This is a genomic window from Dietzia sp. UCD-THP, assembly GCF_000349585.1.
Taxonomy (GTDB): domain Bacteria; phylum Actinomycetota; class Actinomycetes; order Mycobacteriales; family Mycobacteriaceae; genus Dietzia; species Dietzia natronolimnaea_A.
The window spans coordinates 341213-361210 of the sequence record NZ_KB714650.1 but is presented as its reverse complement, the minus strand read 5'-3'; the positions used below and the strand labels follow the sequence as shown (position 1 = coordinate 361210).

Genomic DNA, 19998 nt, shown 5'->3' with positions numbered 1-19998 from the left:
CGTTCGGGTGCGCTGCGTGTCGGGACCCAACCGGCCGCGCAAGCCTTCGGGATGCGGGCAAAGGGGCCGCGCATGCCGGGGGCGGGCAAAGGGGCCGCGCAAGTCGGAGGGCCGGGGTGTGTCGGCTCAACCGGCGTTGAGAGACCGCAGGATCCCCGTGAGATATCCGAGTCGCGCGATCTCGGACGGTCGGAACGACGGCCCGCCCGGTCGTCCGACGACGAGGACGTGACCGGAGGCCAGCGGCGCCGCGGCGACGGCGGTGTCCATCGCCGTCCACTCCTCGGGCAGGTCGTCCTCCAGCGCGGTCGCCCTCTCGAGGCTGCACACAGCCCCGACCTGGCCACCGTCCCACAACGGCGCGGCGGGTCCCCGGGCGATCAGTCGGCAGCCGTCGGCCGTCTCCTCCACCACGAGCGCCCATCCGAGGCGCAGCGCGGCCGGCAACTCGTCTGCGAGCATCTGGTCCGCACCGGCACCCGCACCCGCCACCGCGTCGATGAGCTCGAGTTCGCGGTGCGCGTCGAGTATCCCGCCGAACGGCCGCAGTGAGTCCACCATGACGCCGTCGAGCTGCTCGGCGGCGGTGATCAGGGTGTCGGGGAAGGTTCCGTTGGGGACGTTCACCACGATGTCGTCCACGGCCACACCGTCGAACCTGTCCACCACGTCGAGGCTGATGATGTCCGCGCCCGCGGTACCCAGTGCGACCGCGAGGGAGCCGAGGCTCCCCGGACGATCGGGGAGCAGGACGCGGAGCAGATAAGACATAGCGCCCATTGTGCCGCACTCCGAGGGCCTGACTAGGCTGGGTCGGTACCGACACGCCACGCCGAAGGGACTACACACGTGACCTCGATCTCACGCGGGGACGTCGCGCATCTGGCCAGGCTCTCCCGCCTGGAACTGAGCGACTCCGAGCTGGAGTCGTTCGCGCGACAGCTCACCGACATCCTCGACCACGTGCAGGCGGTGTCCGAGGTGGCGGCGGACGACGTCCCGGCGATGAGCCACCCCACCGCGATCTCCAACGTGTACCGCGCCGACGTGGTCACCCCGGGGCTGACCCCGGACCAGGCGCTCGACCAGGCGCCGGCCGCGGACCAGCAGCGCTTCGAGGTCCCGCAGATCCTGGGGGAGGAGGCATGAGCACGCTCACCACCGCCACCGCCGCGGAACTGGCCCGCCGGATCGCCGCGGGGGAGGTCTCCTCCGAGGAGGTCACCCGGGCGCACCTCGACCGGATCTCGGAGGTCGACGGGGAGATCAACGCCTTCCTGCACGTCGGCGCCGACGAGGCTCTCGAGGCCGCGCGCGCCGTGGACGCCCGACGCGCGGCCGGCGAGGAACTCGGCCCTCTGGCCGGGGTCCCGGTCGCCCTCAAGGACGTGTTCACCACCACCGACGCGCCGACGACGTGTGGCTCGCGGATGCTCGAGGGGTACCGCTCGCCGTACGACGCCACGGTCACCGCCAGGCTGCGGGAGGCGGGGATCCCGATCCTGGGCAAGACGAACATGGACGAGTTCGCCATGGGGTCCTCGACCGAGAACTCGGCGTACGGACCGACGCGCAACCCGTGGGACACCAGCCGGACCCCGGGTGGCTCCGGCGGTGGTTCCGCAGCGGCCCTGGCGTCACACCAGGCCCCGATCGCCATCGGCACCGACACCGGCGGCTCCATTCGTCAGCCCGCCGCGCTCACCGCCACTGTCGGGGTCAAGCCCACGTACGGCACCGTGTCCAGGTATGGCCTCGTGGCCTGTGCGTCGTCGCTCGACCAGGGCGGGCCGTGCGGCCGCACCGTAGAGGACACGGCGCTCCTGCACCAGGTCATCGCCGGACACGACCCGCGCGATTCGACCAGCGTCGACGTGGCGATCCCGGACATGGTCCGCGCCGCGCGCGAGGGCGCGCGGGGAGACCTGGCGGGTGTGCGCGTGGGCGTGGTCTCCGAGTTCGCCGGGGAGGGATACCAGCCGGGGGTCGAGGCGTCATTCCGTGCCTCGGTGGACACCCTGCGGGGCCTGGGTGCCGAGGTCATCGAGGTCTCGTGCCCGAACTTCCGGTACGCCCTGCCGGCCTACTACCTGATCCTGCCCTCCGAGGTGTCCAGTAACCTCGCCCGGTTCGACGCCATGCGGTACGGCCTGCGTGTCGGTGACGGGTCGGCGGACCAGGTCATGGCGGCGAGCCGGGAAGCCGGGTTCGGCCCGGAGGTCAAGCGCCGCATCATGCTCGGCACCTACGCCCTCTCCGCCGGGTACTACGACGCCTTCTACGGCCAGGCGCAGAAGGTCCGCACGCTCATCGCCCGGGATTTCGACGCCGCCTACGAGGAGGTGGACGTCCTGGTCTCGCCCACCACGCCGACGACCGCGTTCCCGCTGGGGGCCAAGGTCGAGGACCCGGTGGCCATGTACCAGTTCGACCTCTGCACCCTTCCGCTCAACCTCGCCGGGCACTGCGGGATGTCCGTTCCGTCCGGGCTCGTCGACGGGCTCCCGGCGGGCCTCCAGATCATGGCCCCCGCACTGGCCGACGACCGGTTGTACCGGGTGGGCGCCGCCTTCGAGGCGGCGAGAGGCCCGATCGCGTGACCACAGTCCCCGAGAGGGACGCATGGAAGGCGTTGACGGCACTCGTCATCGGGTTCTTCATGATCCTGGTGGACCAGACGATCGTCGCGGTCGCCACCGATGCCTTCGTCTCGCAGCTCGGCGCGTCGACCAACCAGGTCATCTGGGTGACCAGCGCCTACCTGCTGGCCTACGTGGTGCCGCTGCTGTTCACGGGTCGACTGGGCGACCAGATCGGCCCGCGCACGGTGTCGATCGCGGGACTCGTGCTGTTCACGGGTGCCTCTCTGTGGTGCGGGTTGGCGGGCAGCATCGAGACACTCATCGTGGCGAGGGTCTTCCAGGGCCTCGGCGCCGCGTTGCTCACCCCCCAGTCGCTCAGCGTGATCACCCGGGTCTTCGCTCCGGCGCGTCGCGGGGCGGCCATGGGGGCCTGGGGGGCGGTCGCGGGAATCGCCTCGGTCGTCGGTCCCGTGCTGGGTGGGGTGCTCATCGACGCGTTCGACTGGCGGGCCATCTTCTTCGTCAACATCCCCTTCGGGATCCTGGCGGTGATCCTGGTGTGGCGGTGGGTCCCGAGGCTCGAGACCCGCTCGCACTCCTATGACGTCCCCGGCATCGTCCTGTCGGCCGCGGGTATGTTCCTGCTGGTCTTCGGCATCCAGCAGGGCGAGTCCCACGGATGGGCGGGGACCACCCTCGCGCTCATCCTGGCCGGTACGGCGGGCCTTGCGGCGTTCCTCTGGTGGCAGTCACGGGTGCGTACCGAGCCGCTGGTCCCTCTACGTCTGTTCCGGGACCGGAACTTCTCGATCGGGACCTTCGGGGTCTCCACGATCGGCTTCGTCACCGCGGGCACCATGGTCCCGCTGATGTTCTACCTCCAGGGGGTCAAGGACCTCAGTGCCACACGCGCGGGCCTGATGCTGTTGCCGATGGCCCTGATCGCCGGTGTCCTCGCGCCGGTCGTCGGACGCTGGGCGGACAGGATCGATCCGCGGCTGTTCACGGGGATCGGCTACTTCTCCTACGCGATCTCCCTGTTCTGGTTGGCGGTGGTCATGGACTCCCAGACCTCCATCCCCGCGTTGCTCGGTCCGATCGCGTTGATGGGGGTGGCCAACGGGTGTGTCTGGGCGCCTACCTCGTCGACCGCGATGCGGCGTCTCGAACTGGCCTCCGCGGGGGCTGGATCGGGGGTCTACAACACCACCCGTCAGGTGGGCGCCGTCCTGGGCTCCGCGGCGATCGGTGCGTTGATGCAAGCACGGTTGGTCGTCCACGGCGACGTGGGGCAGGCGGTCGCTGACGCCATGTATCTCCCCGCCGTGGTGGTCCTGCTCGGTGGCCTGGCCACGATGGCGTTTCGTACCGGTGAACAGTCACCGGACCCTGGCGCGATGAGCAGGCCCCGGCCCTAGACTGCTGGAGAACCGAGAGGAGTCCGACGTGCGTATAGGCGTGCTGACCGCAGGTGGGGACTGTCCCGGACTCAACGCGGTGATCCGGGCGTTGGTGCGGACCGCCAACTCCGAGTACGACTCGCCGGTCCTGGGTTTCCAGGACGGGTGGTCGGGGCTGGTCCACGACCGTGCGGTGCCACTGTTCGACGACGAGGGGATCGACCGCATCCTGCTCCGCGGGGGCACGATCCTCGGAACGGGCCGGCTCAACCCGGACATCCTCACCGCGAGCCTGCCGCAGATCCGCCGGACCCTCGCGCGTCACTCCCTCGACGCGCTGGTGGCGATCGGCGGGGACGGGACGCTGAAGGCCGCCAGGTGGCTCACGGAGAACGGCATCCCGGTCGTGGGCGTGCCGAAGACCATCGACAACGACGTCGCCGGGACGGACTACACGTTCGGCTTCGATACCGCCGTCTCGATCGCGTCCGACGCGATCGACCGGCTGCACACCACGGCGGAGTCCCACGAGCGGGTGATGCTGGTGGAGGTGATGGGGCGGCACGCCGGGTGGATCGCCCTGCACGCCGGGCTCGCCTCCGGGGCGCACATGATCGTCATCCCCGAGGTGCCGTTCGACATCGACTACGTGTGCAAGGTGATGAAGCGCCGATTCCAGATGGGGGAGGCGTACGGGATCTGCGTGGTCGCGGAGGGTGCCACTCCCGCCGAGGGCTCGGGGATGACGTTGCGGCGGGGAGGCACCGACCAGTTCGGGCACGAGGTGTTCACCGGTGTCGCCGACCAGATGGCGTCGGCGATCGCCGAGCGGATGAACCGCGACGTCCGCACCACCGTGCTGGGACATATCCAGCGCGGGGGGACCCCGACCGCGTACGACCGCGTCCTGGCGACCCGGTACGGCGTCCATGCCGCACACGCCGCCCACCGTGGGGACTTCGGTCAGGTGGTGGCGCTGCGGGGGGAGTCCATCGAGATGGTGCCGGTCGCCGAGGCCGTGGCCGTGCTCAAGACCGTTCCGGAGGACCGCTACCGCGAGGCCGCCTGCCTCTTCGGCTAGATTGTTCCGCATGGAGTTCACCGAGGTCGTGTCACGTTTCGATCCCGTCATGGGCATGGAGGTGCACGTCGAGTTGCACACCGCCACCAAGATGTTCTGCGGGTGCCCGACGGCGTTCGGAGCCGACCCCAACACGCAGGTGTGCCCGGTGTGTATCGGGCTGCCGGGGGCGCTGCCGGTGGTCAACGGGCAGGCCGTCGAATGGGCCATCAAGATCGGCCTGGCCCTGGGGTGTTCGATCGCGCCGTACAGCCGGTTCGCGCGCAAGAACTACTTCTACCCGGACCAGCCGAAGAACTACCAGATCTCCCAGTACGACGAGCCGATCGCGCACGACGGGTTCCTCGACGTCCAGCTCGATGACGGCTCCACCTGGCGCGTCGAGGTCGAGCGGGCGCACATGGAGGAGGACACCGGCAAGTCCACGCATGTCGGCTCGGCCACCGGCCGGATCCACGGTGCCACCCATTCGCTGCTCGACTTCAATCGCGCCGGCGTTCCGCTGATCGAGATCGTCTCCAAGCCGATCGTCGGGGCGGGGGAGCGTGCACCCGAGATCGCCCGCGCCTACGTCTCGGCGTTGCGCGACCTGCTCCGGAGCCTCGACGTCTCGGACGTCCGCATGGACCAGGGATCGATGCGGTGTGACGCCAACGTCTCCCTGATGCCCAAGGGGGCCACCGAGTTCGGCACCCGCACGGAGACGAAGAACGTCAACTCGCTGCGCAGTGTCGAGATCGCCGTGCGCCACGAGATGTGCAGACAGGCCGACGTGCTGACCTCCGGTGGTGAGGTGGTGCTCGAGACGCGGCACTTCCACGAATCCGACGGCACCACCACGGCGGGCAGGCCCAAGGAGTCCGCCGAGGACTACCGGTACTTCCCGGAGCCCGATCTCGCCCCGGTGGAACCGCTCGACGAGCTCGTCGAGAAGATCCGAGCCGAACTGCCCGAACTGCCATGGGTGCGCCGCGCGCGGGTGCAGGCGGAGTGGGGCGTCTCGGACGAGGAGATGCGCGACCTGGTCAATGCCGGGGCGCTGGACCTGATCCTCGCCACCGTTGACGCCGGCGCTGCGCCCACCGAGGCCCGCTCGTGGTGGGTGTCCTACCTGTCCCAGCAGGCCAACAAGCGTGGCGTGGGCCTGCAAGGTCTCGAGATCTCCCCGGCCCAGGTGGCACGCGTCATCGAGCTCGTGGCAGAAGGCAGGCTCACCAACAAGCTCGCCCGTCAGGTCGTGGACGCGGTCCTGGACGGCGAGGGTGAGCCCGACCGCGTCGTGGCGGACAGGGGCCTCGAGGTGGTCCGTGACGACTCCGCGCTACAGAAGGCCGTCGACGACGCCCTCGCGGCCCAGCCGGATATCGCGGAGAAGATCCGCTCCGGGAAGGTCCAGGCGGCCGGGGCGATCGTGGGTGCGGTCATGAAGGCCACCCGCGGTCAGGCGGACCCGGCGAGGGTCAAGGAACTGGTCATCGCCGCCTGCGGCTAGGTGTGCAGCCAGGCCCCGGTCTCAGGTGCGAGCGTCGCCGCCGCCGCCGGCGGACTGAGGCAGGATGACGGCGCGGTCATCGGTGGGGACGGGTGAGCCACCGCTCTTGTTGGTGGTCCCTCCCAGCAGTACCCCGTCACCGACTGACGCCAGGCCGGTGATACGTCCGTAGCGACCCTCGGCCAACGCCTCGGGTTGGCCGCGCGCCGCCCCACCGGTCAGGGCGAGGGTGTCAGCGCGTTCGCCGTCCGGCAAAGCGAGGGCGAGTGAGTCCTGGGCCGCGGCGCACCCTCCGGCCGAACGCTGGTCAGGCCAGGTCCAGATGACGCGATCGGCGCTCCGGATCACCGCACCGCGGTCGGTGACGGTGGCGAGGTAGAGCTCGGACCCATGGGTGCACAGTCCGGTGATCCGGCCCACGTCGCGGACGACGACCTCGGTGTTCTGCGCGGTGCCGATGCCCCTGAACCCGGGGAATCTCACGACCTCCGAGCCCACACCCACCGTCAGGACCGCGTCGACAAAGGCGAGCCCCCCGGTCTCGGCGGGGGCGAGTTCGGCGACCGTCCTGGGCGCGTCCCCGCGCGCGAGCCGTTCGACCCTGGAGGGGCCGTCGCCGACGACGAGGAGATACAGCAGCCTGTCCTGGGCGAAGTCCGGGGAGGGCGCCACGGCCGCCACGCGACCGCCACGCGGGTCGACCCGGCCGAAGTCCTCGGGAGGGCCGTCCACAGACACGATCTTCACGCCCCCCGTCGACTCCGCCACCAGCGCCCGCTCTCCGAGGCCGGCGACCGCGACGGCCGGTTCGAGGCACGTCGCGATGACGGCCGGGTCCGGGTCCACACACGGGCCGGTCTCCGGGGGTGCGTCCTGCTCGCCCGGGATGGGAGACGAAGACGGCGGGGGGATCCCCGGCGGGGTGGACGGCGGGGCCGCACCCATCCCCGGGCCCGGTGCGGGGGTGAAGGGGGCCTCGAGACGATCGTCGAACCTCGCGCACCCGGCCATCACCATGACCAGGACCACCAGCAGCGAGAGCGATCTCATGACGACAAGACTACGGTGCGCCGTGTCCTGGGTGCGGGGGCCCGGGAAGCGGCCTATGGTCGCAGGGTGACTTCCTCAACGCCCGGAGACGACGCCCGAACCGAGATGATCCACGACGTCGACTACCCGCTCGACGTCCCCGAAGCCACGAGGACCGGCCCCACCCCGGGATCCGCGGACTCGGCGACCACGGCATTCCCGGCGGCGACCCGGACGGACTACTCCCACTACCCGGACTCCGGTGCCTACGACACGTCGACGCCGTTGCCGTTCGGCGACCAGCCCACGACCATCGCCCCTGAGAACCGGGACGAGATCCCCCGGCGCGGCACGGCGGACTTCGGATTGTTCCTCCTGCGTCTCGCGGTGGGCGTCCTGCTGGCGATGCGGGGTCTGCAGAAGCTCTTCGGTCTGTTCGGGGGCCCGGGTCTCGACGGGTTCACGCAGACACTCACCGAGTCGGGCTTCGACCAGGCCCGGCTCCTCGCGGTCACCGGCGGCGTCGTCGAGCTTGTGGCGGGAGCCCTGCTCGTCGTGGGCCTGGCCACTCCGGTAGCGGCGGCGGGGTTGCTCGGCATCGTCGGTCTGGGCCTCGCGGTCCGGCTCACCGGCGGCGACCCCATCCCCCTGCTCGGGGAGACGACGCGTGGTCTGGAGACCTCGGTGCTGTACATCGCCGCTCTGCTCGCCCTGCTGTTCGCGGGTCCCGGACGGTGGTCTGTCGACCGTAAATGGCGATGGTCGCACCGCCCCCGGTTCAGCGGTGCGATCTGGCTGCTGCTGGCCGTCATCGCGGCGGGAGTGATCTGGTATCTGCTCAACGGCACCGACCCGCTGACGTCCACCACCGACAGCCCAGCGGTCACCGCCGGCTGAGGGCCGGGACCGCGGGGGCCCGAACGAGGATCAGTCGGGCAGGATCCGGACCGCACCCTTGTCGGCGGACGACGCCATGGAGGCGTAGGCCCGCAGCGCGGCGGAGACCTTCCGGTCGCGGGAGTCCGGACGCCAGGGGGTGGGTCCCTTGGCCGCCCGGCGACGGTCCATCTCGACGTCGTCGACGTCCACCGAGATGGACCGGGTGGCCACGTCGATCGTCACCACGTCACCGTCCCGGACCAACCCGATCGGGCCACCGGCCGCGGCCTCCGGCGCGATGTGCCCGATTGACAGTCCCGACGAGCCCCCGGAGAAGCGGCCGTCGGTGATGAGTGCACACTTGGTCCCCAGGCCGGCGCCCTTGATGAACGCGGTGGGGTGGAGCATCTCCTGCATCCCCGGCCCGCCGGCGGGGCCCTCGTACAGCACAACCAGCACCTCACCGGGCCGCAGGGTCTTGTTGAGGATCACCGACACCGCCTGCTCCTGGGACTCCACGACCCGGGCGGGGCCGCTGAAGTGGAAGTTCTCCTCGGACACGCCGGCCGTCTTGAAGACCGACCCGTCCGGGGCGATGTTCCCGCGCAGCACGGCCAGCCCGCCCTCGGCGGTGGCCGGGTGCTCGACGGAGTGGATGCACCCGTGCGCGGCGTCCGTGTCGAGTGACTCCCAGCGGTTGTCGGTGGAGAACGGCTCAATCGTCCGGACCCCGCCCGGGGCGGCGTGGAACAACTCCACGGCCTTCTCGGTGGCCGTGCCGCTACGGATGTCCCAGTCCGCGATGTACTGCTCGAGCGAGGGGGAGTGGACGGAATGGACGTCGGTCTCCAGCAGGCCACCGCGGAGCAGTTCGCCGAGGATCGCCGGGATGCCGCCGGCCCGGTGGACGTGTTCCATGTAGTAGTCCGAGTTGGGCGCGACCTTGGCCAGGCAGGGGATCCGGCGGGAGATCCGCTCGATGTCGGACAGGTCGAAGTCCACCTCGCCCTCCTGCGCGGCGGCCAGGATGTGCAGCACTGTGTTGGTGGAGCCACCCATCGCGACGTCCAGCGCCATGGCGTTGCTGAAGGCCTGCCGGGTGGCCACCGCGCGGGGGAGGACGGACTCGTCGTCGTCGCGGTAGTACCGGGTGCACAGGTCCACGATGAGCCGGCCCGCCTCGGCGAAGAGCTCCCGTCGTGCGCTGTGCGTGGCGAGGGTCGAGCCGTTGCCCGGGAGGGACAGCCCCAGGGCCTCGGTGAGGCAGTTCATGGAATTGGCGGTGAACATGCCCGAGCAGGACCCGCACGTGGGGCACGCCGAGCGTTCGATCGCGTCGAGGTCCTTTTGCCCCACCGCAGTGTTGGCCGAGGCGGAGATCGCGGTGATGAGGTCGGAACCGGCTTTGACCACGCCGTCGACGACCACCGAGAACCCGGACTCCATGGGGCCACCGGAGACGAACACCGTGGGGATGTTCAGTCGCATCGCCGCGTTGAGCATGCCCGGGGTGATCTTGTCGCAGTTGGAGATGCACACCAGTGCGTCGGCGGTGTGGGCGTTGACCATGTACTCGACGGAGTCGGCGATGATCTCGCGGCTCGGTAGCGAGTACAGCATGCCCGCGTGTCCCATGGCGATGCCGTCGTCCACGGCGATGGTGTGGAACTCGCGCGCGACGCCGCCCGCCGCGGTGATCTGCTCGGCGACGATCTCACCGACGTTCTTCAGGTGCACGTGCCCCGGGACGAACTGCGTGTACGAGTTGGCCACCGCGATGATCGGCTTGCCGAAGTCCGCGTCGGTCATGCCGGTGGCGCGCCACAGGGCGCGCGCCCCCGCCGCGTTGCGTCCGGCTGTGCTGGTGCGTGACCTCAGGGCAGGCATGGGACCTCGATCGGTTCTCAGGACTACGGGCGGAGCGCCCCGTCTGAGCAGCGCCGCGGCCGGGCCGGGGAACGGACCTGTGACCGGGCCCGTGACGTGCGGCGGAGCGCTCGAGGGGACGGGTACACAGTACCCGCGGGGGCAGGAGTAGCTTCGTTCCGGTCGGGAGAGTGACCGACCGGCACTGCACACGAATGAGGTTCACCATGACCGACTCGACCGACGTGACCGACGTGACCGACCCGAACGACGTGACCGACTCGGGTCACACCGGAGGCGTCCGGGAGTTCGTCTCGCACTCCGCAGGCGCGGTCGTACTGGTCTGCGGGTTGTTCTTCCTGCTGTCGTTCATGTACCTCGGGGGCACCGCCGACCCCCAGGCCCATGCCCGCCACATCCCCGTGGCGGTGGTGGACTCCGACGCCGGCGCCTCGTTGGACACGCCGGTCGGGGTGCGGGACCTCGACGTGGGATCGCAGATCACCGCCGGCCTGCTCCAGAACAACGACTGGGAGAGGATCCGGCTGCACGTCGTGGATCCCGAGACGGCGGAGGAGGGTCTGCGCAACGGGTCGTACTTCGGCGCGGTGAGGATCCCCGCGGATCTGAGTGAGCGGGTGGTCGGCCTGGTCGAGGCGGCCGCCACCGAGGCGGGGGATGCGGCGGAACCTCCCGCGCCCGCGCGGGTCACGGTCGAGTACTCGCCCCGCGTCTCCATCGTGTCGAGCCAGGTGATGAACACCATGGCCGAGGCGATGCAGGAGTCGTTCCGCGACCGGATGGGCCCCAGGTTGCTCGCCGACTCACAGTTGCTCGCCGAGGCGGAGGGCAGGACGATCGGCGCCGCCGCGACCCTCGCACTCCAGGACCCGGTCGGGATCGACGTCACCGCGTGGAACCCGCTGCCTGAGGGGGTGTCGAACGCCTCGCTGCCGATGTTCTACGCGCTGATCGTGGTGCTCGCGGGGTTCACCGGGGCGATGATCATCTCCGCCGTGCTCGACGCTCGTCTGGGGTTCATCCCGCTCGAGATCGGACCGCTGGCGCTGCACGTCCACGTGGCCCCGTTCGGTCGGCTCCAGACCCTTGCCCGCAAATGGGCGGTGACGCTGGTGACGGCCCCGCTCGTGTCGGGGCTGACCCTTCTCGTCGCCCACGTCATCGGGGTCACGGGGTACGACCCGTGGCACCTGTTCTGGTTCTCGAATCTGGTCATCGTCGCGGTGGGAGTCTGTGCCCACACCATCATCGCGGCGATCGGCAACGCCGGCCTGCTGGTCAACCTCGTGGTCTTCGTGGTGCTGGGGATCCCCACGTCGGGAGGCGCCACCCCGACCCAGATGCTTCCGCAGGTGTTCGTGGTGATCGGAAACCTCCAACCCATGCACCAGGCCTACCTGGGGATCCGCTCTGTCATGTTCTTCGACTCGAGCTGGGACGCGGGTCTGGGCCACGCGGTCTGGGTGCTCGGCGGCTGGGCCGTGGCGGGACTCCTCGCCGGGGTCGTGATCACCCTGCTGTACGAGCGGATGGGGATGCGGCGTCAGGCCGTGGCGGAGCGGGTCCCGGCGGGCCGTCGCTCAACCGGCGTCGTCAGCCCGCGAGGCGGAGTAGGGGTCGCGGATGCGCCCCCGACTGGCGACCGAGAGTCGGGGGAGGTCGTGGAACGAGACCCCTCCCATCGGGAATGAGCTGTCCGTGGTGGTGACGAGGCGGGCGAAGCCGTTCTTGGGGAACAGCACCCCCTTGACCTCGTCCCACGGCACGAACCTGCTCGACCGCCAGGACGACAGGTGGACGCCGTCCTCGTCGAGTCTGGTGTTGGTCCGCGCGACCCACCACCCGAACGCGATCGGGAGCAGCACGAGCCATCCGAGAGCGACGGGGTAGGTGCTGACGGGCCAGAGGATCGCCAGGACGACGATGACGATAACGGCGTAGGACATGGGGTTGACCCGGAACAGGGCGCGGTCGCTCGGCGTGGATTCCGGGTGGGGTGCTCTGAATGGGGCGCTCATGGTGCCCTCCACTGTCTCACGGTCCACCATGTGGGATCGGGTATCCACGAGTTGACGACCGTGACGGCCGGGGCCTAACCTGAGCGCGTGAACACCTGGAACGGTCTAGTACTCGGCCGGCGCGTCGGCGCCTGAGCCGCTACCTGGCTTTTTCGTCGACGCGCACCCTCGCCGGCCCCCGTGGTCGTCGGGGGTTTTTTGTTGCCGGGTTCCCCTGGTCCCACCGGACCGGGTGCGGCGACGAACGTCAGCTCCACGACCACCATGAAGGACAGTTGAAGTGAGCGCACCAACGGCACAGCCCGGACCACGTCCGGGTGCAGAGCACAGGGCCCGGTCCGCGGCCCCCGAGAGGATGACGGGCGCGCAGGCGGTCGTCCGGTCCCTCGAGGAGATCGGCACCGAGGTCGTCTTCGGCATCCCCGGCGGCGCGATCCTGCCCGTCTACGATCCCCTCTACGACTCGGTCAAGGTCCGACACGTGCTGGTCCGGCACGAGCAGGGCGCAGGTCACGCGGCGACCGGGTACGCGCAGGCCACGGGCAGGGTCGGCGTGTGCATGGCCACCTCGGGCCCCGGGGCCACCAACCTCGTCACCCCGCTGGCGGACGCGCAGATGGACTCGGTTCCGATCGTGGCCATCACCGGCCAGGTGGGCACCGCGCTCATCGGCACGGACGGTTTCCAGGAAGCCGACATCTCCGGCATCACGATGCCGATCACCAAGCACAACTTCCTGGTCTCGCACGGGGACGACATCCCGCGGATGATCGCGGAGGCGTTCCACATCGCGCAGACCGGCCGGCCGGGGGCGGTCCTCGTGGACATCCCCAAGGACGTCCTGCAGGCCGAGATGACCTTCTCCTGGCCCCCGGAGATGAAGCTGCCCGGGTACCGACCGGTGACCAAGCCCCACGGCAAGCAGATCCGGGAGGCGGCACGGCTCATCGCCAAGGCCCAGCGCCCGGTCCTCTACGTCGGCGGGGGAGTCATCAAGGCGGACGCCTCGGCCGAGCTGCTGGCCCTGGCGGAGCTCACGGGAATCCCCGTGGTCACGACGCTGATGGCGAGGGGCGCGTTCCCCGACTCACACCGGCTCCACTACGGCATGCCCGGCATGCACGGCACCGTGGCCGCGGTCGCCGCACTGCAGAAGTCGGATCTGCTCGTCACGCTGGGTGCCCGTTTCGACGACCGGGTGACCGGCCAGCTCGACACCTTCGCACCCGGGGCCAAGGTCATCCACGCCGATATCGATCCGGCGGAGATCGGCAAGAACCGCGCCGTCGACGTCCCGATCGTCGGCGACATCAAGGAGGTGCTGGTCGAGCTCGTCCAGACGCTGCGCGGAGAACGCGACGCCGGCTCGCTCGCCGAGCCCACCGGGTGGGTGGGCGAGCTGGACGCGATCCGGTCCGAGTACCCGCTGGGCTACGGGCCGCAGTCCGATGGATCGCTCTCCCCGGAGTTCGTGATCGAGCGACTCAGCGCGGCCGCCGGGCCGGACGCGATCTACTGCGCGGGAGTCGGCCAGCACCAGATGTGGGCCGCGCAGTTCGTCCAGTACGAGAAGCCGCGCACGTGGCTCAACTCGGGCGGACTCGGGACCATGGGGTACTCGGTGCCCGCGGCGATGGGCGCCAAGTTCGGTCGGCCGGAGGCCGAGGTGTGGGCCATCGACGGTGACGGCTGCTTCCAGATGACCAACCAGGAGCTCGCCACCTGTGCGATCGAGGGCGCCCCCATCAAGGTGGCCCTGATCAACAATGGAAACCTCGGCATGGTCCGCCAGTGGCAGACGCTGTTCTACGACCAGCGCTACTCGCAGACGGACCTGTCGACCCAGTCCATGCTCATCCCCGACTTCGTCAAGCTCGGGGAGGCACTGGGGTGCGTCGCGCTCCGGTGTGACCGCGAGGAGGACGTCGACCGGGTGATCGCCCGCGCCCGGGAGATCAACGACCGACCGGTGCTCATCGACTTCATTGTGGGCAAGGACGCCCAGGTGTGGCCGATGGTCGCGGCGGGCACGTCCAACGACGAGATCATGGCGGCGCGGGACATCCGGCCGCTGTTCGACGACACCGATTCCGTGGCCGACGACGCCGCGGACGTCCACGAGGTGACCGAGCGGATCGACGCCGCCGTGCTCGCCGCCCAGGAGGAGGACCAGTGACCGCCCGCTCCCACACCCTGAGCGTGCTGGTGGAGGACAAGCCCGGCGTGCTCGCGCGCGTGGCGTCGCTGTTCTCCCGGCGCGGGTTCAACATCGAGTCCCTCGCGGTGGGTCCCACGGAGACCGACGGCCTCTCGCGGATGACGATCGTCGTGGCCGTCGAGGACTTCCCCCTCGAACAGGTGACCAAGCAGCTCAACAAGCTGGTCAACGTGATCAAGATCGTGGAGCAGGACCCGGCCGGTTCGGTCGCCCGGGAACTCACGCTGGTCAAGGTCCGCGCCGACACCACCAACCGCGGCCAGATCGTCGAGATCGCCAGTCTGTTCCGCGCCCACGTCGTGGACGTCTCCCCGGAGTCGCTCACGCTCGAGGCGACCGGCACCCCCGACAAGCTCGACGCGCTGCTGCGCATGCTCGACGGCTACGGGATCCGCGAGATCGTGCAGTCCGGCATGGTCGCGCTGGGACGCGGCCCCAAGTCCATCACCACCACTCGATAGTCTCGACTTCTACACAAGTCTCGGCTTCACGAAAACAACACGAAGGGAATCCACCATGGCAGTGGAGATGTTCTACGACGACTCGGCGGACCTGTCGCTGATCCAGGGCCGCAAGGTCGCGGTCATCGGTTACGGCTCGCAGGGGCACGCGCACTCGCTGAGCCTGCGTGACTCCGGTGTCGGGGTCGCGATCGGTCTGCGCGAGGGATCCAAGTCGCGCGCGAAGGCCGAGGAGGCCGGACTGAAGGTCATGACCGCCGCCGAGGCCACCAAGTGGGCCGACGTGGTCATGCTGCTGGCCCCCGACACCTCGCAGGCCCAGATCTTCACAGAGGACATCGAGCCCAACCTGAACGACGGCGACGCGCTGTTCTTCGGACACGGCCTCAACATCCACTTCGGTCTGATCACGCCCGCCGAGGGCGTCACCGTCGCGATGGTCGCCCCGAAGGGCCCCGGCCACCTCGTGCGTCGCCAGTTCGTCGACGGCAAGGGCGTCCCGGCGCTCATCGCCGTGGAGCAGGACCCCAAGGGCGAGGGCGAGGCGCTGGCGCTGTCCTACGCCAAGGCGATCGGCGGAACCCGCGCGGGAGTCATCAAGACCACCTTCAAGGACGAGACCGAGACCGACCTGTTCGGTGAGCAGGCCGTGCTCTGCGGCGGCACCGAGGAGCTCGTCAAGACGGGCTTCGAGGTGATGGTCGAGGCGGGATACGCACCCGAGCTCGCCTACTTCGAGGTGCTGCACGAGCTCAAGCTCATCGTCGACCTGATGTACGAGGGCGGCATCGCGCGGATGAACTACTCGGTGTCCGACACCGCCGAGTTCGGTGGTTACCTCTCGGGCCCGCGCGTCATCGACGCCGGCACCAAGGAGCGTATGAAGGAGATCCTGGCCGACATCCAGAACGGCACGTTCACCAAGCGCCTGGTGGCCAACGTCGAGGGTGGCAACAAGGAACTCGAGCAGCTCCGCAAGGAGAACGCCGAGCACCCGATCGAGGTCACCGGCCAGAAACTGCGCGATCTGATGAGCTGGGTCGACCGGCCGATCACCGAGACCGCCTGAGACCCATGTAGGGTCCAGCGGGATCGTTTCCCGACTGTCAGGAGGACCGCCGTGCGCTACTTCAACCGAGGAGTGGGGGCGGCGGTTCTCTCGTTCTGTCTGGTCGCGTCCACCGCCGCGTGCACCTCCGGGCCCGACGACGCCGCGCCGGGCATCACCGCCGCGCAGGTCGAGGGCGCGAGGGTCGCCGAGGACACCGACGAGTCCGGTGTCGAGGCGACCCGCCTGCTGGTGGAGTCCGCGCCGGTGGTCGTGGTGGCGGCGCCGGACGAGGCCGCCCAGGCCCGCGCCGCGTCGGTGGCCGTGGGGCTGCGCGCGCCGATGCTCACCGCGGTGGCCGGTGGCGATGACGCGCTCGCGGGCGAACTCGACCGGATGGGCACGGAGCGGGTGCTGCGGGTCGGCGAGGTGACGTTCAACCCCGACGACGGCGAGGTCGTCGATTCCCCTGAGGACCGCGCCGATCTGGAGGAACTGACCGGGATCACGTTCCACTCGGAGCAGCAGATCCCCGGCGACCGCGTGGACGACGTCACCGTCCACCAGTCACCGGGTTCGCCATCCCTGATGGTGGTCGGGCAGTTCACCGCCGGCGGCGAGACCGCGTCGGACACCGAGCAGTTCACCGCGGGCGGGCCCGCCTGGTCCGCGGACGACGCCCCCCGCGTGCTCGTCCACGACCAGACGCCGGTGGCCGCGGTCGCGACCGCCGTTGCGGGCGGGGCGGCGGTCTCCCACCTCCGGGCACCGGACCCGCGCGTCGACGGCGGTTCGGTCGAGGCGGTGACCGACGCCGACACCGTGATCGCCCTCGGGCCCGGATGGGGCACCGAGGATGAGTTGGCCGAGAGGATCGACGAGGCCCGGTCCGTTCCCGAGCTCCCCGGCGGGGGGCAACTGCTCTTCCCGGGCCGACGGTTCGTGGCGGCGTACGGCTCGCCCATCACGCCGGCGCTGGGCATCCTCGGCGAGCAGGGACCCGCGGAGAGCGCGGAACGGGTGCGTCGGTTGGTCGAGGAGTACCAGCCGTACTCTCCCGAGCCGGTCATCCCCGCGTTCGAGATCATCGCCACCGTCGCGGCGACCGAACCCGGGCCCGACGGCAACTACACCAACGAGTGGCCGCCGGAGGAGTTCGAGCCGCTCGTCGACGCGATCACCGAGGCCGGCGGCTACGCCGTGATCGACCTGCAGCCCGGGATGGCGGACCTGCTCGACCAGGCCCGGTTGTTCGAGGATCTGCTCCGGCGGCCCAACGTGGGACTGGCCCTGGACCCCGAGTGGAAGCTCGAGCCCGGACAGCGCCCGGGGGCGCAGATCGGCAGCGCGAGCGCCGAGGAGATCAACCGGGTCACCCACTGGCTCGCCGACCTCACCCGCGACTCCGGTGGCCCGCAGAAGCTGCTCATCCTGCACCAGTTCAGCCTGGCGATGATCACCGACCGCCAGGACATCGACACCTCGCGGCCCGAGGTGGCGATCTCCCTCCACGCCGACGGGCACGGCACGCCGGAGATGAAGATGGAGACGTGGGAGGTCCTGCAGCAGGGACTGTCACCCGACATCTGGATGGCGTGGAAGAACTTCTACGACGAGGACACGCCGACCTTCACTCCGGAACAGACGATGGCGGTCGAACCCCGGCCCTGGTTCGTGTCCTACCAGTAGGCGGCCCGACCGCCCGACCGCCCGGCCGAGACGGGTCGGGCGGTCGAGCCGACCCGTCAGCCGCGGAGGATCCGCTCGGCGACGTGCTGGCCCGCCATTCCGTGGACGCCCGGCCCCGGGGGCGTCGACCCGGACGCGTGCCACACACCGGGCACGCCGGTGGCGAAGGGGTCGACACGGGGGACCGGACGGGCGACGAGGCCGCGCAGGTCCACGCGGCCCGCGGCGATGTCCCCACCGGCGTAGCTCGCATTGTGCCGATCCATCCGGGACGCGGGAGTGCACCGGGTGGCCACCACCACGTCGCGGACCCCGGGTGCGACCGCCTCGAGCGCGGCGAGCACCTGCTCGGTCTGGTCCTGCCCCGAGTAGGCGGGCACGTGGGCGTAGGTCCACAGTGGCCGTCGTCCGTCGGGAGCGATGCGACCCGGATCCGTCACCCACGGCTGGGAGACCAACACCATCGGACGGTCCGCGTGACGGCCGTCCGCCACCGCGCGCTCGGCCGCGTCGATGTGGGCCGAGTTCCCGCCCAGGTGAATCGTGCCCGCATCGCGCAGGCGTCGGTCTCTCCACGGCACCGGACCCGACAGGACGATGTCGACCTTCGCCGCGGCGCCACCCACGGGCGCGCGGGTGAGTCGGCGGGCCCGTCGCTCCACGGCCGGCGACGGCGAGGACGACAGCAGGATCTCGCCGAGGATCCGCGAGGAGGTGCTGAAGACGATGTCCCGCGCGTCGATCCGCGCCAGCGACTCGACGCGGACCCCCGTGCGGATCTCCCCGCCGGCCCGGCGCAGCGCCTCTGCCAGTGCGCCGGTGATCGCACCGCTCCCCCCGACGGGAAGGGCCCACCCGAGCGGGGAGTGCAGGAGGGAACCGAGGACCAGTCCGACCCCGGTCGCCGCCGGCGAGGAGAGGCGCGAGATCGCGTGGGAGGCGATCCCCGAGAGCAGTGTCCGGCCATCCGGTCCGAACCGGTCGCCCGTGATCCCCAGGGGATGTGCCCGGGCGAAGGCCCTCGCCAGCGCCGCTACCGCCGTGACCGGCGGGATCGACCGCTGATCGGACAGCGCCGTGGCCGCCACCTCGAGCGACCGCCCGGCCAGCGGTCCCATGACCTGCCACCAGGCCCGGGCCTCCGCCTCGGACCCCATCCCCTCGGCCAGGGTCGCGGGGGAGGGGTCGGAGGGCACCACGATCGCGTCGCGACCGGGGAGCGCGTGGCCCAACTGAACCGGCGGCGTTCTCAACTCGACGCCGTGCGCGGCCAGGTCGAACTGCCGGAAGAACGGTGCGGCTCCGGCCATCGGGTGGACAGCCGAACACGGGTCGACCAGCAGGCCCTCGCCGAGATCGCCCGGCATGCCGTCCATGGGCAGGGTGCGACACCCGCCCCCGATGGTGTCCTCGGCCTCGAGGACCACGACCCGTCGGCCGGCGCGGGCGCACAGGAGTGCGGCGGCGAGTCCGTTCGGACCCGACCCCACCACCGCGACGTCGGCGCGAACCGGGGCGGAACGGGTCATTCGAAGACTGCCAGACCGTAGGTGCGTCGCAGTTCCTCGAGCAGGACCGCCTGTGCCGCGGCCTGTTCGGCCAGGTCCATCAGGACGCGTCGGGTCCCGGGGCCGCCCACCGTCGCACCCTCACCACCGGAGGGCGCGTCCGCGACCCAGGACTCCGCGAGCAGGTCCCACATCGAGCGTTTGGCCACGACAAGGGTGCGTAGCGCCTCCAACACCCCCAGGCGGGCGAGCGGGTCGCTGAGCACCGGCCCCACGGGCAGGACGCCCAGCGCGATCCCGGAGGATCGGCGCAACAGCCCCCGACCCGGCGTCCCGATGGGGGTCAGCCGGGACAACACCTCGGAGGCGAAGGTGATCTCCTGCTCGAACTGTTCCCGCAGTGGCTCGAGGCGGGCCCGGTCGGGATCGTCGACCGCCCGGATGCAGCGGTCGAGCAGGCTGCGCCCCACTGCAGCCCCGTACAGGTGAGCCCTCAGGTAGGTGGCCACCGCGGTCGAGCCGCGAGCGGGCGCGAGGACGGGCAGCCAGGGACTGGGCAGGCCGGCCGGGAATCCGGTCGACCGGGGAGTGCGCGGCATAGGTGTTCCGTTCGTCTGGCGGAGGTCGGGTCCTGCGGTGACACGGTCGGGTGCTGCGGTGACATCAGCCACGGTAGGCCTCCGTCGCCACCCCGGCCACTGGTCGT

Annotated in this window: 17 protein-coding genes; 11 read left to right on the top strand and 6 right to left on the bottom strand. The window is 70.4% G+C overall.

All coding sequences use genetic code 11. The annotated features are described in order from the left end of the window. Nucleotides 1-126: 126 nt before the first annotated feature. On the bottom strand, nt 127-771 hold the full coding sequence (locus H483_RS30205; protein ID WP_017837045.1) for an amino acid-binding protein: 645 nt from the start codon (nt 769-771) through the stop codon (nt 127-129). Nucleotides 772-849: 78 nt separating this feature from the next. Between H483_RS30205 and gatC the strand changes: the two genes are divergently transcribed. Genes gatC through gatB form a run of 5 tightly spaced genes read left to right on the top strand, consistent with a single transcriptional unit; the run spans nt 850 to nt 6555 of the window. Continuing rightward, nucleotides 850-1149, top strand: a complete 300-nt coding sequence (gene gatC, locus H483_RS30200; protein ID WP_017837044.1) for an Asp-tRNA(Asn)/Glu-tRNA(Gln) amidotransferase subunit GatC — start codon at nt 850-852, stop codon at nt 1147-1149. After that, nucleotides 1146-2600 carry an Asp-tRNA(Asn)/Glu-tRNA(Gln) amidotransferase subunit GatA gene (gene gatA, locus H483_RS30195; protein WP_017837043.1) on the top strand — a complete coding sequence of 485 codons (1455 nt, stop codon included), beginning with the start codon at nt 1146-1148 and terminating at the stop codon, nt 2598-2600. The genes gatC and gatA overlap by 4 nt, the downstream gene beginning before the upstream one ends. Beyond that, nucleotides 2597-4000: a DHA2 family efflux MFS transporter permease subunit gene (locus H483_RS30190; RefSeq protein ID WP_017837042.1), complete on the top strand. Its 1404-nt coding sequence runs from the start codon at nt 2597-2599 to the stop codon at nt 3998-4000. The genes gatA and H483_RS30190 overlap by 4 nt, the downstream gene beginning before the upstream one ends. A 28-nt stretch (nt 4001-4028) precedes the next feature. Further along, the gene (locus H483_RS30185) at nt 4029-5063 is read left to right on the top strand and encodes an ATP-dependent 6-phosphofructokinase (protein ID WP_031264908.1); all 1035 of its coding nucleotides are present in this window, start codon (nt 4029-4031) and stop codon (nt 5061-5063) included. A 10-nt stretch (nt 5064-5073) separates the two neighbouring features. Then, nucleotides 5074-6555, top strand: coding sequence for an Asp-tRNA(Asn)/Glu-tRNA(Gln) amidotransferase subunit GatB (gene gatB / locus H483_RS30180; RefSeq protein WP_017837040.1), 1482 nt, complete (start codon nt 5074-5076; stop codon nt 6553-6555). A 21-nt stretch (nt 6556-6576) separates the two neighbouring features. On the opposite strand, the gene H483_RS30175 is transcribed toward gatB, so the two are convergent. Next, complete coding sequence (locus H483_RS30175) at nt 6577-7605, bottom strand: hypothetical protein (RefSeq protein WP_017837039.1); 1029 nt, start codon at nt 7603-7605, stop codon at nt 6577-6579. A gap of 66 nt (nt 7606-7671) precedes the next feature. Here H483_RS30175 and H483_RS30170 point away from each other — a divergent pair, with 66 nt between their 5' ends. Further along, on the top strand, nt 7672-8481 hold the full coding sequence (locus H483_RS30170) for a DoxX family protein (RefSeq protein ID WP_031264907.1): 810 nt from the start codon (nt 7672-7674) through the stop codon (nt 8479-8481). Between the two features lie 30 nt (nt 8482-8511). Here H483_RS30170 and ilvD read toward each other — a convergent pair whose 3' ends face one another. Next, entirely contained in the window at nt 8512-10350 is a 1839-nt protein-coding gene (gene ilvD / locus H483_RS30165) for a dihydroxy-acid dehydratase (protein WP_017837037.1), read from the bottom strand. A gap of 206 nt (nt 10351-10556) precedes the next feature. Here ilvD and H483_RS30160 point away from each other — a divergent pair, with 206 nt between their 5' ends. Further along, nucleotides 10557-12041, top strand: a complete 1485-nt coding sequence (locus H483_RS30160) for a DUF3533 domain-containing protein (protein ID WP_238556296.1) — start codon at nt 10557-10559, stop codon at nt 12039-12041. Here H483_RS30160 and H483_RS30155 read toward each other — a convergent pair. After that, a complete protein-coding gene (locus H483_RS30155; protein ID WP_193746873.1) occupies nt 11931-12368 on the bottom strand; it encodes a PH domain-containing protein in 438 nt (145 codons plus the stop codon). The genes H483_RS30160 and H483_RS30155 overlap by 111 nt on opposite strands. Nucleotides 12369-12648: 280 nt before the next feature. Here H483_RS30155 and H483_RS30150 point away from each other — a divergent pair, with 280 nt between their 5' ends. Genes H483_RS30150 through H483_RS30135 form a run of 4 tightly spaced genes read left to right on the top strand, consistent with a single transcriptional unit; the run spans nt 12649 to nt 17784 of the window. Further along, nucleotides 12649-14544 (top strand): acetolactate synthase large subunit, encoded by a 1896-nt coding sequence (locus H483_RS30150; RefSeq protein WP_081615182.1) that lies wholly within the window; start codon nt 12649-12651, stop codon nt 14542-14544. Beyond that, a complete protein-coding gene (gene ilvN, locus H483_RS30145) occupies nt 14541-15047 on the top strand; it encodes an acetolactate synthase small subunit (protein ID WP_017837033.1) in 507 nt (168 codons plus the stop codon). The genes H483_RS30150 and ilvN overlap by 4 nt, the downstream gene beginning before the upstream one ends. Nucleotides 15048-15102: 55 nt before the next feature. Continuing rightward, nucleotides 15103-16116 carry a ketol-acid reductoisomerase gene (gene ilvC, locus H483_RS30140; protein ID WP_017837032.1) on the top strand — a complete coding sequence of 338 codons (1014 nt, stop codon included), beginning with the start codon at nt 15103-15105 and terminating at the stop codon, nt 16114-16116. Between the two features lie 51 nt (nt 16117-16167). Further along, complete coding sequence (locus H483_RS30135; protein WP_017837031.1) at nt 16168-17784, top strand: hypothetical protein; 1617 nt, start codon at nt 16168-16170, stop codon at nt 17782-17784. A 56-nt stretch (nt 17785-17840) separates the two neighbouring features. Here the strand turns inward: H483_RS30135 and H483_RS30130 are convergent, their stop codons facing one another. Together H483_RS30130 and H483_RS30125 are read right to left on the bottom strand one after the other, a co-directional pair. Beyond that, the gene (locus tag H483_RS30130; RefSeq protein ID WP_017837030.1) at nt 17841-19313 is read right to left on the bottom strand and encodes an NAD(P)/FAD-dependent oxidoreductase; all 1473 of its coding nucleotides are present in this window, start codon (nt 19311-19313) and stop codon (nt 17841-17843) included. Next, on the bottom strand, nt 19310-19891 hold the full coding sequence (locus H483_RS30125; RefSeq protein ID WP_017837029.1) for a hypothetical protein: 582 nt from the start codon (nt 19889-19891) through the stop codon (nt 19310-19312). Before H483_RS30125 ends, H483_RS30130 begins: the two co-directional genes overlap by 4 nt. Between the last annotated feature and the right edge of the window lie 107 nt (nt 19892-19998).

Excerpts from the sequence above, each read along its gene's own strand:
- H483_RS30205 (WP_017837045.1), bottom strand. The coding sequence starts at position 771 with ATGTCTTATCTGCTCCGCGTCCTGCTCCCCGATCGTCCGGGGAGCCTC.
- gatA (WP_017837043.1), top strand. The coding sequence starts at position 1,146 with ATGAGCACGCTCACCACCGCCACCGCCGCGGAACTGGCCCGCCGGATC.
- gatB (WP_017837040.1), top strand. The coding sequence starts at position 5,074 with ATGGAGTTCACCGAGGTCGTGTCACGTTTCGATCCCGTCATGGGCATG.
- H483_RS30175 (WP_017837039.1), bottom strand. The coding sequence starts at position 7,605 with ATGAGATCGCTCTCGCTGCTGGTGGTCCTGGTCATGGTGATGGCCGGG.
- ilvD (WP_017837037.1), bottom strand. The coding sequence starts at position 10,350 with ATGCCTGCCCTGAGGTCACGCACCAGCACAGCCGGACGCAACGCGGCG.
- H483_RS30160 (WP_238556296.1), top strand. The coding sequence starts at position 10,557 with ATGACCGACTCGACCGACGTGACCGACGTGACCGACCCGAACGACGTG.
- H483_RS30155 (WP_193746873.1), bottom strand. The coding sequence starts at position 12,368 with ATGAGCGCCCCATTCAGAGCACCCCACCCGGAATCCACGCCGAGCGAC.
- ilvC (WP_017837032.1), top strand. The coding sequence starts at position 15,103 with ATGGCAGTGGAGATGTTCTACGACGACTCGGCGGACCTGTCGCTGATC.
- H483_RS30130 (WP_017837030.1), bottom strand. The coding sequence starts at position 19,313 with ATGACCCGTTCCGCCCCGGTTCGCGCCGACGTCGCGGTGGTGGGGTCG.
- H483_RS30125 (WP_017837029.1), bottom strand. The coding sequence starts at position 19,891 with ATGCCGCGCACTCCCCGGTCGACCGGATTCCCGGCCGGCCTGCCCAGT.